Below are 13,902 nucleotides of genomic sequence, written 5' to 3' on the forward strand. Positions count from 1 at the left end.
TCGTTTTCATATAAGACTTCGCGCCGCAAACTAGCAGTAAAGCCCCTGATTTTTTTGCGTCAAATCAAGGTCACTTGTCTTCACCCCCTTAATAGTCACCCCCACGGAATTTAAATACCTCTTTTTGATTAAAGGCTTAAGAGAATAATTCGCGATGGCAGGAGGATTAATGCTATAAATTTTTCCTTTGATTTTTATAGCGATGGCAGGGTTATGGACAGAAAGAGAGCAACGCTCACGGGACTGGCGGCGATACTGTTGTGGAGCACCATGGTTGGCCTCATTCGTAGCGTCAGTGAGGGGCTGGGACCGGTGGGAGGCGCAGCTATGATATACACCCTCAGCGGATTACTGTGCCTGGTGACGGTAGGATTTCCTGATATCAGACGGTTTTCACCCCGGTATCTTGTTGCCGGCAGCGTGCTGTTTGTCAGCTATGAAATTTGCCTCGCCCTGTCATTAGGCTATGCCGCAACGCGCTCCCAGGCTATCGAAGTGGGAATGGTCAATTATCTCTGGCCAAGTCTGACGATTGTGTTTGCCATTTTATTTAACGGCCAACGGTCCACCCTGTGGGTGATCCCGGGCTTAGCCGTCTCATTGTTGGGCGTCTGTTGGGTATTAGGCGGAGAACAAGGGCTACATCTTGATGACATCATGCGTAATGTCATCTCAAGCCCGCTCAGCTACGCGCTGGCGTTCGCCGGGGCTTTTATCTGGGCGGCATACTGCACCGTCACCAGTAAGTTTGCCAACGGGCAAAACGGGATAACGCTTTTCGTGCTGCTCACCGCGCTCAGTCTGTGGGTGAAATATGCGTTCAGCGAACAGCCGCAAATGGTGTTTACTCTCCCGGTGGTCGTAAAGCTCATCATGTGCAGCGTCGCACTGGGGTTTGGCTATGCGGCATGGAATATCGGTATTCTTCATGGCAACGTCACGGTCCTCGCAGCGGTATCCTATTTCACGCCTGTACTCTCAGCAGCACTCGCTGCCGTATTGCTGAATTCCCCCCTCTCGTTTTCTTTCTGGCAAGGCGCATTAATGGTTTGTGCCGGGTCATTGTTGTGCTGGTACGCCACGCGAAAATAATATCGCTATCTTCTGCCGGGTCCATAATCGCCCGGCGGGAATTAACATAAATTTAATATGTGATCGCGCGTCAAAATAATGATCGGCGCGTTAGAAAAGCCGTTTAGATTCTGTTTATATTACCGCCCTTTCGTAAATCTCCGTCGTCTTTTATTGACATAACTTGACACCGTTACGTTATTAACCCCTTGCGAATATTAACAATGTATATAGCACAAAGTGCAATAGTGTGTTTCTGTGTGTTTCATGTCCAACAACGATTACCCCGCACAATGAAATAGTTAACCCACTGATTTTAAACAAATGAGATTTATATCAGACGCGTAAAAAGATCGAAAATACCGACAATTAACAAAAGAAACTAAAACGGCCGAAAACTATATTGCGGCCAATGGTTTTGTTGAATAATTCATCAAAAAATGCACAAATCCCCATCATCTCATTCGTTACAGCCGCAATTTATCCGATCCGGATCACACTAATTGAAATTATTGCTAATATTTTGAAACTTATTATTGAAACCCTACTACAAGATTCTTAAAAATAGCATGCCATTGATGATTAGCCTCGTTTAGAAATCGTTCAAAGTGGCTCAGGAAATACTGAAGAAAATTATAAGGAATATTTAAGATGAAACTTAAATTAGTTGCAGTGGCAGTGACTTCCATGTTGGCAGCAGGCGTTGTAAACGCGGCTGAAGTTTTTAACAAAGACGGTAACAAACTGGATCTGTACGGCAAAGTAACAGGTCTGCACTATTTCTCTGATGACGCTGGCAACGACGGCGACAAAACCTATGTTCGTCTGGGCTTCAAAGGTGAAACTCAGATCAACGACCAGATGACCGGTTACGGCCAGTGGGAATACGAGTTCAAAGGCAACCGCTCTGAATCTCAGGGTTCTGACGGCAACAAAACCCGTCTGGCATTCGCGGGCCTGAAATTCAACGAATTCGGTTCTTTCGACTACGGTCGTAACTACGGTGTTGCTTACGACATCGGCGCATGGACTGACGTTCTGCCAGAATTCGGTGGTGATACCTGGACTCAGACTGATGGCTTTATGACTGGCCGTACGACTGGCGTTGCAACTTACCGTAACACCGACTTCTTCGGTCTGGTTGACGGCCTGAACGTGGCTGCTCAGTACCAGGGTAAAAACGACCGTAACGACATCACCGAAGCGAACGGTGACGGCTGGGGTCTGTCTTCTACTTATGAATTCGAAGGCTTCGGTGTAGGTGCTACCTACGCGAAATCTGACCGTACTGACCGTCAGGTTGCTGCTGCAAGCAATCTGAATGCAGGCGGCGAAAACGCGGAAGTATGGGCTGCGGGTCTGAAGTACGATGCCAACAACATCTACCTGGCAACCACCTACTCTGAAACCCGTAACATGACCAACTTCGGTAGCGGTTTCATCGCTAACAAAGCGCAGAACTTCGAAGTGGTTGCTCAGTACCAGTTCGACTTCGGTCTGCGTCCATCCATTGCTTACCTGAAATCCAAAGGTAAAGACATTGGTACTTACGGCGACCAGGATCTGGTTGAATACGTTGACGTTGGCGCGAGCTACTACTTCAACAAAAACATGTCTACCTACGTTGATTACAAAATCAACCTGGTTGACGACAGCAGCTTCACTAAAGCAGCTGGTGTTTCTACCGACAACATCGTTGCTGTTGGTCTGACCTACCAGTTCTAAGATTTGTTAGTATAAAAAAGCCAGCCTTCGTGGCTGGCTTTTTTTATTCGGTTTGACTGGCGTAATAAAGGAGCACGCCATGCATATTTTCAAAGGACGCTGCCTGTGTGGGATGAGCCAATTCAGCGTTTCCCTCAACAATTTCGACGTCTATGCCTGCCACTGTACCCAGTGCCAGAAATGGTCGGGGGGAATGGCCATGTATCTGGAAGCGCAGGGGCAACCGCTTGTGGAAGAAGAGTCGATAGCCCCTTCTCATTTCACGTCATCTGCGCGCGGCGAACGCTGGTTTTGTCCCGGATGCGGTTGCCCGCTGTGGTTCACGCTGACCGCACGCTCAACGACGCGCTATTTCATTCCCTGGACACAGCTTGAGATGAGCGAAGACGAACGTCGCCGTCTGATACTTGCCGCTGAAATCTATACAGAAACGCAACCCGCATTCTTTGGCCTGACCGGGCAATACGCGCGCTTTAGCGGCACCGAAATTGAAGCACACGACAAGCGCTGCCTGCTGACTCCCCATGACGCACACTGAGGGTTGCCCGGTAAGCATTGCACCACCGGGCCTGATTTTACTGTTTCGGTACGTTTGCCAGGCTAAACCAAATCCCGACCGCCAGCACCAGTAACATTGCGCCAGCACTGCCTAACGCCACGCTGTGTGACGTGATAAAGGCCGTTTTTGCCGCCGCAATTAACGACTCCGCCAGCCCTGGAGTCAGGCTCTGTGCCACGTTTACCGCTTCGCCAATCGATGACGAGGCCTTATCGGCCAGCGTCGCGCTCAGTCCCTGCGGCAGGACAATTGACGCCGAGAAGCTGCGGGTTAACAGCAGACCAAAAATGGCAATGCCCAACCCTGCGCCCAGCTCATAGGACATGGTTTCAATCGCCCCTGCGGCAGCCGCTTTCTCTTTTGGCGCAGCCGCCATAATTGCCGAGGTTGAGGCCAGCAGCGCACTGGCGGCACTGAAGCCCAGCAGCACCATCAGACTCCATGCCTGCCAGTGCTGCGTGCTGAAGTCGAGCATCGACAGACCGATAAAGCTGACGGCACTCAACCCCATTCCGCCTGCTGCCACCAGGCGCAGCCCCAGACGACCGACCAGCACACCGGCAATCGGCCCGCTAAACCCGCTGGCGACCATCAGCGGCAGCATAAACATCCCCGCTTCAAACGGCGTAAAGCCATGCACAAACTGCAGCTCCTGGGCCATCAACAGCTCAAACCCCACGAGCGCGATCATGGCGGTCATCGCCATCACGACACCGCTTAAAATAATGCGATGACAGAACAGGCGCATGTCGATCATCGGCACGCGGGCGTGAAGCTGGATCCGCACAAAGATCATCAGCATCACCGCTCCGGTGAGCAGCGTCATTGCCACCAGCCACGGAGAAAGCACCCCTTTGAGCGCGGTTTTCGCGCTGTAGACCAGCAGCAATATCGCCACAATCAGCATGACTGCATGGGCAATATTCAGCGGCTGTTCCGGGCGTCCCTGTTGACGAGGCACCAGACGCGCGGCAAGGGAAACAACGATGACCACGATCGGCACGTTGATCAAAAAGACCGATCCCCAGTAAAAATGCTCCAGCAACATACCGCCAATCAACGGACCAAACGCCGCACCGCCTGAACCGACGGCGGCCCAAACCCCAAGCGCGATGTTGCGATCGCGCGCATTAACGAACAACGTGCGGATCCCCGCAAGCGTGGCCGGGATGATCATCGCCGCTCCAATCGCCAGCGAGGCGCGAGCAGCAATCAGCCATCCTGCTGAAGGCGCAAACGCGGCTGCCAGCGATGACAAGCCAAACAGCGTACTGCCAATTATCAACAACCGTTTAAAACCAATGCGGTCACCCAGCGCGCCCATCGGCAGCACCATCCCCGCCATCACCAGCGAGTATATATCGATGATCCACAATAATTCGTTACCGCTGGCACCCAGCGTCATACTCAACGTCGGCGCCGCTACGTGCAGTACCGTCGCGTCGATCGCCACCGGGATATACACCAGCACGATAATGACTAACGCTAACCACTGACGAAACATAAATTTCCTTTTCTTTTAAATCATGGACACATGTCCAGCTTGCGATCCTACGTAAAGTTGAACGAGTGTCCAGCTTTTTGTTACACTTGTTTCAGTCCCATTAAGAGTGAGTGAAAATGCGATATCTGAGCAAGGATGAAAGGCGGGAAGAGATTTTACAGGCCGCTATGCGCGTGGCGCTCTCTGACGGACTTTCCGCAATGACGGTACGGCGAATTGCCGCCGAAGCCGGCGTCGCCACCGGACAGGTCCACCACCATTTCACCTCTGGCGGGGAGCTAAAATCGCTGGCTTTTGTCCGGTTAATCCGTGAACTGCTGGATGCGGATGTGGTCGGCAAGCAGGCCAGCTGGCGACAGCAGCTGCATGCCATGCTCGGCAGCGATGATGGCCGGTTTGAGCCCTATATTCGCCTGTGGCGTGAGGCGCAGATCCTGGCAAGCCGGGATACGGACATCAGGGGCGCATATGTACTGACCATGGAGATGTGGCACCAGGAGACCGTCGCCCTTATCAAAGCAGGCACTGACGCGGGAGATTTTACCCCGGGCGATCGGCCAGAAAATATTGCCTGGCGTTTAATTGGTCTGGTGTGTGGCCTGGACGGCATTTATATATTAGATATCCCAGAGATGGACGACGCTGCCTTTAATAACCATCTTGATAAATTAATCTCTCTGGAATTGTGTTAATACTCACTTATGAGTATTAACAGCCCTCACTTACAATTCGTAACACATTAAGCGAACCCTTATTTCCCCTCCCGGCTCAGGGATTCGCTTTTTTATCTATCCTTTCAGATGTATCCCAAACCATCCAATAATTCCAGAAACACACTGTCAGACATCCACCTGTTTTTACTCCATTTTTCTTTTTATGGTTAAGCAAGAGGGCGACATGTCACAACAAAGTGAGAAGAATAATCCTTATCTGCTGAGCAACTGGAAACCCGAAAACGCGCAATTCTGGGAAAATAAAGGAAAACATATTGCCCGAAGAAATCTTTTAATTTCTGTGGCTTGCCTGTTATTAGCGTTTTGCGTATGGATGTTATTTAGTGCCATTGCGGTCAATCTGAATAAAGTTGGATTTAATTTTTCCACCGACCAGCTTTTTATGCTAACAGCCTTACCCTCCCTGTCCGGTGCGATATTGCGCGTCCCCTATTCGTTTATGGTTCCTCTCTTTGGTGGACGCTACTGGACGGTGTTAAGCACGGTGATCCTGATTGTTCCCTGCGTCTGGTTAGGGATCGCGATTCAGGACACTGCCACTCCCTACTGGATCTTTATCGTCATTGCGCTGCTGTGTGGTTTTGCCGGCGCTAACTTCGCCTCCAGCATGGGCAATATCAGCTTCTTCTTCCCGAAAACGAAACAGGGTAGCGCCCTGGGGATTAACGGCGGGCTGGGGAATCTGGGCGTGAGCGTAATGCAGCTGGTCGCGCCGCTGGTGATCTTCCTGCCCATGTTCACCTTTCTCGGCGTAAACGGCGTGCCGCAGGATGACGGCTCAACGATGTGGCTGGCCAATGCCGCGTGGATTTGGGCGCCCCTTCTCCTGCTGGCCACGATTGCGGCGTTTTTCGGCATGAATGACATCGCGAGCTCTAAGGCCACGATTGCCAGCCAGCTACCGGTGTTAAAACGTTTTCACCTGTGGCTCCTGAGCCTCCTCTACCTGGCAACCTTCGGTTCGTTTATCGGTTTTTCAGCAGGCTTCGCCATGCTGTCGAAAACCCAGTTTCCTGACGTCAATATCCTCCATCTGGCTTTCTTTGGCCCACTGATTGGCGCGCTGGCCCGTTCTGCGGGCGGGATGATCTCAGACAAACTTGGCGGCGTACGCGTCACCCTGATTAACTTCGTCTTTATGGCGCTTTTCAGCGCCCTGCTTTTCCTGACGCTTCCCGGTTCCGGGTCGGGCAGTTTTCTCGCCTTCTATCTGGTCTTTATGGGCCTGTTCCTCACCGCCGGACTGGGCAGCGGATCAACGTTTCAGATGATTGCCATCATTTTCCGCCAAATCACCCTCACCCGCGTGAAGCAACAAGGGGGAAGTGACGAGCAGGCGCAGCATGAAGCAGTGACCGAAACCGCGGCAGCGCTGGGCTTCATATCCGCCATCGGTGCCGTCGGCGGGTTCTTCATTCCGAAAGCCTTCGGCACGTCGCTGGCCATGACCGGCTCGCCTGTGGGTGCCATGAAAGTTTTTCTCGTGTTTTACATCGTCTGCGTCCTGGTGACCTGGCTGGTTTATGGCCGCAAATCTTCACAACAATAACAATTACACATTCGCCTGAGAGTGGGCAGCCCTCTCCGAAAAGGCTATCGAAGCAGGAGAAATGTCATGAGTAAACTGTTGGATCGCTTTCGCTATTTCAAACAAAAAGGCGACAGCTTCGCCAATGGACACGGGCAGGTGTACAACACCAACCGTGACTGGGAGGACAGCTACCGACAGCGATGGCAGTTCGACAAGATTGTGCGGTCCACCCATGGCGTGAACTGCACGGGCTCCTGTAGCTGGAAAATCTACGTCAAAAACGGCCTGGTTACCTGGGAAACCCAGCAGACCGACTACCCGCGTACCCGCCCCGACCTGCCTAACCACGAGCCGCGCGGCTGCCCGCGCGGTGCAAGTTATTCCTGGTACCTATACAGCGCCAACCGGCTGAAATACCCGCTGGTGCGCCGCACGCTGATCGAACTGTGGCGTGACGTGCTGGCGCAACACAGCGATCCGGTGCTGGCCTGGGATGCCATTCAGAACGATCCGCAAAAGAGCCGGAGCTACAAGCAGGCACGCGGACACGGCGGATTTATCCGCTCCAGTTGGAAAGAGCTGAACCAGCTGATTGCTGCCGCCAACGTCTGGACCATTAAACATTACGGCCCCGATCGCGTGGCCGGTTTTTCACCGATTCCGGCGATGTCGATGGTCTCGTATGCCGCCGGGACGCGTTATCTCTCTCTGCTGGGCGGCACCTGTCTCAGCTTTTATGACTGGTATTGTGATTTGCCGCCCGCCTCGCCCATGACGTGGGGCGAGCAGACCGACGTGCCGGAATCCGCAGACTGGTATAACTCCAGCTATATCATTGCCTGGGGGTCTAACGTTCCGCAGACGCGTACGCCAGATGCCCACTTCTTTACCGAGGTCCGCTACAAAGGCACCAAAACCGTGGCCATCACCCCGGACTTCTCCGAGGTCGCCAAACTGAGCGATCAGTGGCTGGCACCCAAGCAAGGCACCGACAGCGCGCTGGCGATGGCAATGGGCCATGTGATCCTCAAAGAGTTCCATCTCGACAACCCCAGCGAGTACTTCCTCAACTACTGTCGCCGCTACACCGACATGCCGATGCTGGTGCTGCTGGATGAACAGGCCGATGGCCGCGTGGTGCCGGGGCGGATGCTTCGGGCCTCTGATCTCACGGACGGGCTGGGAGAAGCCAATAATGCTGAGTGGAAAACCGTCGCCTTTGATATCGCCGGCGATCTGGTGGTGCCGAACGGGTCCATTGGTTTCCGCTGGGGCGAAAAAGGCAAATGGAACCTGGCGCCGCTGGCGGCAGATCATGAAACTGAGCTCACCCTCTCGCTGCTGATTACCCACGACAGCGTGGCAGAGGTGGCATTCCCCTATTTTGGCGGCAATGAAAATCCACACTTCCGTAGCGTCAAGCAGGAGCCGGTCCTGACGCGCCGTGTACCGAGTAAAACGCTGACGCTGGCCGATGGCAGCCAGAAACGGGTGGTCAGCGTCTACGATCTGATTCTCGCTAACTACGGCCTCGATCGTGGTCTGGAAGACAGCAACGCGGCGGGCAGCTATGACCAGATCAAAGCTTACACTCCCGCCTGGGGCGAACAGATCACCGGCGTCCCGGCTTACCTGATAGAGAAAATTGCCCGTGAGTTTGCCGACACGGCGCACAAAACGCACGGCCGGTCGATGATTATCCTCGGTGCCGGGGTGAACCACTGGTACCACATGGACATGAACTACCGTGGGATGATCAACATGCTGGTGTTCTGCGGCTGCGTGGGTCAAAGCGGCGGCGGCTGGTCACACTATGTGGGTCAGGAGAAGTTGCGTCCGCAAACCGGCTGGCTGCCGCTGGCGTTTGCGCTGGACTGGAACCGTCCCCCGCGCCAGATGAACAGTACGTCGTACTTCTACAACCACGCCTGTCAGTGGCGTTATGAAAAACTGACCGCGCAGGAGTTACTCTCTCCGCTGGCGGACGCGACAAAATTCACCGGTCACCTGATCGATTTTAACGTCCGGGCAGAGCGTATGGGCTGGCTGCCCTCGGCACCGCAGCTAAACCTCAATCCGTTGCACATTAAAGCCCGGGCCGACGCCGCCGGCATGACCCCGCAGGAGTACACCGTGCAGGCATTAAAATCGGGCGATATACGTTTCGCCTGCGAACAGCCTGACAACGGTAAAAACCACCCGCGCAATCTGTTTGTCTGGCGGTCTAACCTGCTCGGCTCTTCGGGGAAAGGTCACGAGTACATGCTCAAATACCTGCTCGGTACCGAAAGCGGCATCCAGGGCGAGGATTTAGGGTCGACGGATGACGTTAAGCCCGAAGAGGTCGAGTGGCAAACTCAGGCCATCGAGGGCAAGCTTGACCTGCTGGTGACGCTCGATTTCCGCATGTCCAGCACCTGCCTGTTCTCCGATATCGTGCTGCCCACCGCGACATGGTATGAAAAAGACGACATGAATACGTCGGATATGCATCCGTTTATTCATCCGCTTTCAGCTGCCGTCGACCCGGCCTGGGAATCCCGCAGCGACTGGGAGATTTACAAAGGTATTGCCAACGTTTTCTCAGAGGTGTGCGTCGGTCATCTTGGCACCGAAACGGATGTGGTACTGCAGCCGCTGCAGCACGACTCCCCGGGGGAACTGTCACAGCCGTTTGATATTCAGGACTGGCGCAAAGGCGAATGCGATCTCATTCCGGGTAAAACGGCGCCGACGATTGCGGTGGTCGAACGGCATTATCCGGAAACCTACGAGCGCTTTACATCACTCGGCCCGCTGATGGACAAACTCGGCAACGGCGGAAAAGGCATTTCATGGAATACCCAGAGCGAGGTCGATTTCCTTGGCAAGCTGAACTACGTCAAGCTCGATGGCCCGGCAAAAGGACGCCCGCGTATTGAAACGGCGATTGACGCCTCTGAAGTGATTCTCGCCCTCGCCCCTGAAACGAATGGCCAGGTGGCAGTGCGAGCCTGGCAAGCGCTGGGCGAACTGACCGGTCGCGATCACACCCATCTGGCGCTGAACAAAGAAGATGAGAAAATCCGCTTCCGCGATATTCAGGCCCAGCCGCGGAAAATTATCTCCAGCCCCACCTGGTCGGGCCTTGAGAGTGAGCATGTCTCCTATAACGCCGGTTATACCAACGTTCACGAGCTTATTCCCTGGCGCACCCTTTCCGGTCGTCAGCAGCTGTATCAGGACCATCCGTGGATGCGCGCGTTCGGGGAGAGTCTGGTGGCCTATCGCCCACCGATTGATACCCGAAGCGTTAGCCATATGCGCGAAATCCCGCCGAACGGCTTCCCGGAGAAGGCGCTGAACTTCCTGACGCCACACCAGAAATGGGGCATTCACTCGACCTACAGTGAAAACCTGCTGATGCAGACGCTGTCACGCGGGGGGCCTATCGTCTGGATCAGCGAAACCGATGCCAGAGAGTTAGGCATTGAAGACAACGACTGGATCGAAGCCTTCAACGCCAACGGGGCCCTGACCGCCCGGGCAGTGGTGAGCCAGCGCGTCCCGCCGGGCATGACCATGATGTACCACGCGCAGGAACGTATCCTGAATATTCCGGGTTCAGAAGTCACCGGTCGTCGCGGCGGGATCCATAACTCGGTGACGCGCGTCTGTCCCAAACCGACACACATGATTGGCGGCTACGCCCAGCTGGCGTACAGCTTCAACTATTACGGCACCGTCGGCTCTAACCGCGACGAGTTCATCATGATCCGCAAAATGAAAAACATTAACTGGCTGGATGGCGAAGGTCGGGATCAGGTACAGGAGGCGAAAAAATGAAAATACGCTCACAGGTTGGAATGGTGCTGAATCTCGACAAATGCATTGGCTGTCACACCTGTTCGGTCACCTGTAAAAACGTCTGGACCGGGCGTGAAGGTATGGAATATGCGTGGTTCAACAACGTCGAAACCAAACCGGGGATTGGCTACCCGAAAAACTGGGAAGATCAGGAGGAGTGGCAAGGCGGTTGGGTACGCGGGATCACCGGCAAGCTGACGCCGCGTCTCGGCGGGCGCGTGGGCGTGCTGTCGAAAATCTTTGCCAACCCGTCCCTGCCCGGCATTGATGATTACTACGAACCCTTCACGTTTGATTACCAGGATCTGCACCGTGCTCCACAAGGCGATCACCTCCCGACGGCCCGCCCGCGCTCGCTGATTAGCGGCAAACGGATGGACAAAATTGTTGGCGGCCCGAACTGGGAAGAACTGCTTGGCGGCGAGTTCGAAAAACGCGCCCGCGACCGCAACTTCGACAAGATCCAGAAGGAGATGTACGGCCAGTTTGAAAACACCTTCATGATGTACCTGCCGCGCCTGTGTGAACACTGCCTGAACCCGAGCTGCGTGGCCACCTGCCCGAGCGGTGCCATCTACAAGCGTGAAGAAGACGGCATTGTGCTGATTGACCAGGACAAATGCCGCGGCTGGCGCATGTGCATCAGCGGTTGCCCGTACAAGAAAATCTACTTCAACTGGAAAAGCGGAAAGTCGGAGAAATGCATCTTCTGCTACCCGCGCATTGAGTCCGGCCAGCCAACCGTCTGTTCTGAGACCTGCGTCGGGCGTATTCGCTATCTGGGCGTGCTGCTGTATGACGCGGATCGCATTGAAGAAGCGGCCAGCACCGAACATGAAACCGACCTCTATGAACGCCAGTGTGACGTGTTCCTTGATCCGCACGACCCGGCGGTCATTGAAGAAGCCTTCAAGCAAGGTATTCCGCAGAACGTGATTGACGCCGCCCAGCGTTCCCCGGTTTACAAAATGGCGATGGACTGGAAGCTGGCCCTGCCGCTGCATCCGGAATACCGCACCCTGCCGATGGTCTGGTACGTTCCGCCGCTGTCACCGATCCAGTCTTACGCAGACGCGGGCGGCCTGCCGCTCAACGACGGCGTGTTACCGGCGGTCGAAAGCCTGCGCATACCGGTGCAGTATCTGGCCAACATGCTCAGCGCGGGCGATCCTGCTCCGGTGCTGCGCGCCCTCAAACGCATGATGGCCATGCGTCATTACAAACGCTCTCAGACCGTTGAAGGCGTGACCGATACCCGCGCCATCGAAGAAGTGGGCCTTAGCGTCGAGCAGGTCGAAGAGATGTACCGCTATCTGGCGATTGCCAACTACGAAGATCGTTTCGTGATCCCCACCAGCCACCGCGAAATGGCGCGCGACGCCTTCCCGGAACGCAACGGCTGCGGCTTCTCCTTTGGCGACGGGTGCCACGGTTCCGACACCAAATTCAACCTCTTTAACAGCAGCCGCATTGATGCCATCAACATCACCGAAGTGCGCGACCACGGGGAGGGAGAGTGATGCAGATCCTCAAAATCATCGCCCTGCTGATTGAGTATCCCGATGAAACATTATGGGAAAATCGCGAGGAAGCACTTTCCCTGATAGAACAGGATCTCCCTGCGTTACTGCCCTTTGCCCGCCAGCATCTGGATGCCGCGCTGCTGGATAAGCAGGCCGAATGGTGCGAGGTGTTTGAGCGGGGTCGTGCGACCTCGCTGCTGCTGTTTGAGCACGTTCATGCTGAATCCCGCGATCGCGGCCAGGCGATGGTCGACCTGATGAGCCAGTACGAAAAAGCCGGCCTGCAGCTGGACTGTCGCGAGCTGCCGGACTATCTGCCGCTCTACCTGGAGTATCTCAGCCTCGTCACCGACGACGAGGCCCGCGAAGGGCTACACAACGTTGCGCCGATCCTGGCGCTGATTGGCGGTCGCCTGAAGCAGCGCGGCGTGGCGCATTATCAGCTGTTCGATGCGCTCCTGACGCTCGCAGGCACGCGTCTGACCAGCGACAGCGTGGCGAAACAGGTTTCCACCGAGAAACGGGATGATACCCGCCAGGCGCTGGACGCCGTCTGGGAAGAGGAACAGGTCAAGTTTATCGAGGACAACGCCACATCGTGTGATACCTCACCGATGCAGCAATATCAACGACGCTTTAGCCAGGACGTTGCCCCGCAGTATGTCGACGTCAGTGCGGGAGGCCCAAAATGATCCAGTTTCTGAACGTCTTTTTCTACGATATTTACCCCTACCTGTGCGGCACGGTTTTTCTGGTGGGAAGCTGGCTTCGTTATGACTACGGGCAGTATACCTGGCGCGCCTCCTCCAGCCAGATGCTGGATAAGCGCGGCATGGTGCTGTGGTCGAATCTGTTCCATATCGGGATCCTGGGGATCTTCTTCGGACATCTTTTCGGGATGCTGACGCCGCACTGGGTTTATTCGTGGTTTCTGCCGATGTCGCAGAAACAGCTGATGGCGATGATTCTGGGTGGCGTTTGCGGCGTGCTCACGCTGGTGGGCGGTGCGGGATTATTGATTCGCCGGCTGACGAACCCGCGTATCCGGGCGACCTCCTCCACGGCAGATATCCTGATCCTCTGCATTTTGCTGGTGCAGTGTATTCTTGGGCTCACCACCATTCCGTTCTCCGCGAAATATCCCGACGGCAGCGAGATGCTCAAGCTGGTGGACTGGGCGCAGTCGGTAGTGACCTTCCGCGGTGGCTCGTCCGAACATCTGGCGGGCGTGGCGTTTATCTACCGTGTCCATCTGGTGCTGGGCATGACCATTTTCCTGATCTTCCCCTTCACCCGACTGGTACACGTCTGGAGCGCGCCGGTGGAGTATTTAACACGCAGGTATCAGGTGGTGAGATCGCGCCGCTGAGTGTTACCGGGTGGCGCTACGCCTGAGCGCAGCGCCACCG

General features: G+C 55.0%; 10 protein-coding genes. 9 read left to right on the plus strand and 1 reads right to left on the minus strand.

Annotation, left to right across the window (positions count from 1 at the left end; all coding sequences use genetic code 11):
- Nucleotides 1–213 precede the first annotated feature (213 nt).
- From yddG to QMG44_RS07975, 3 genes are all read left to right on the plus strand, one after another.
- Nucleotides 214–1,092 carry an aromatic amino acid DMT transporter YddG gene (yddG, locus tag QMG44_RS07965; protein ID WP_086532480.1) on the plus strand — a complete coding sequence of 293 codons (879 nt, stop codon included), beginning with the start codon at nt 214–216 and terminating at the stop codon, nt 1,090–1,092.
- A gap of 630 nt (nt 1,093–1,722) precedes the next feature.
- A complete protein-coding gene (gene ompD / locus QMG44_RS07970) occupies nt 1,723–2,796 on the plus strand; it encodes a porin OmpD (RefSeq protein WP_020884056.1) in 1,074 nt (357 codons plus the stop codon).
- A 79-nt stretch (nt 2,797–2,875) separates the two neighbouring features.
- Complete coding sequence (locus tag QMG44_RS07975) at nt 2,876–3,334, plus strand: GFA family protein (protein ID WP_020884055.1); 459 nt, start codon at nt 2,876–2,878, stop codon at nt 3,332–3,334.
- Between the two features lie 37 nt (nt 3,335–3,371).
- Here QMG44_RS07975 and QMG44_RS07980 read toward each other — a convergent pair whose 3' ends face one another.
- Nucleotides 3,372–4,859 carry an MFS transporter gene (locus QMG44_RS07980; RefSeq protein WP_086532479.1) on the minus strand — a complete coding sequence of 496 codons (1,488 nt, stop codon included), beginning with the start codon at nt 4,857–4,859 and terminating at the stop codon, nt 3,372–3,374.
- Between the two features lie 116 nt (nt 4,860–4,975).
- Between QMG44_RS07980 and QMG44_RS07985 the strand changes: the two genes are divergently transcribed.
- From QMG44_RS07985 to narI, 6 genes are all read left to right on the plus strand, one after another.
- On the plus strand, nt 4,976–5,551 hold the full coding sequence (locus QMG44_RS07985) for a TetR family transcriptional regulator (RefSeq protein ID WP_020884053.1): 576 nt from the start codon (nt 4,976–4,978) through the stop codon (nt 5,549–5,551).
- Nucleotides 5,552–5,756: 205 nt separating this feature from the next.
- A complete protein-coding gene (locus QMG44_RS07990) occupies nt 5,757–7,142 on the plus strand; it encodes a NarK family nitrate/nitrite MFS transporter (RefSeq protein WP_025204128.1) in 1,386 nt (461 codons plus the stop codon).
- A 66-nt stretch (nt 7,143–7,208) separates the two neighbouring features.
- Nucleotides 7,209–10,949: a nitrate reductase subunit alpha gene (locus QMG44_RS07995; protein ID WP_086532478.1), complete on the plus strand. Its 3,741-nt coding sequence runs from the start codon at nt 7,209–7,211 to the stop codon at nt 10,947–10,949.
- The gene (narH, locus tag QMG44_RS08000) at nt 10,946–12,490 is read left to right on the plus strand and encodes a nitrate reductase subunit beta (protein WP_020884050.1); all 1,545 of its coding nucleotides are present in this window, start codon (nt 10,946–10,948) and stop codon (nt 12,488–12,490) included. Before QMG44_RS07995 ends, narH begins: the two co-directional genes overlap by 4 nt.
- Complete coding sequence (narW, locus tag QMG44_RS08005) at nt 12,490–13,185, plus strand: nitrate reductase molybdenum cofactor assembly chaperone (RefSeq protein WP_025204126.1); 696 nt, start codon at nt 12,490–12,492, stop codon at nt 13,183–13,185. Before narH ends, narW begins: the two co-directional genes overlap by 1 nt.
- Nucleotides 13,182–13,862 carry a respiratory nitrate reductase subunit gamma gene (narI, locus tag QMG44_RS08010; protein WP_086532477.1) on the plus strand — a complete coding sequence of 227 codons (681 nt, stop codon included), beginning with the start codon at nt 13,182–13,184 and terminating at the stop codon, nt 13,860–13,862. Before narW ends, narI begins: the two co-directional genes overlap by 4 nt.
- The last annotated feature ends 40 nt before the right edge of the window (nt 13,863–13,902 follow it).

Origin of the sequence: Enterobacter sp. 200527-13 (assembly GCF_027924865.1) — a bacterium.
In the GTDB taxonomy this organism is placed as follows: Bacteria; Pseudomonadota; Gammaproteobacteria; order Enterobacterales; family Enterobacteriaceae; genus Enterobacter; species Enterobacter ludwigii.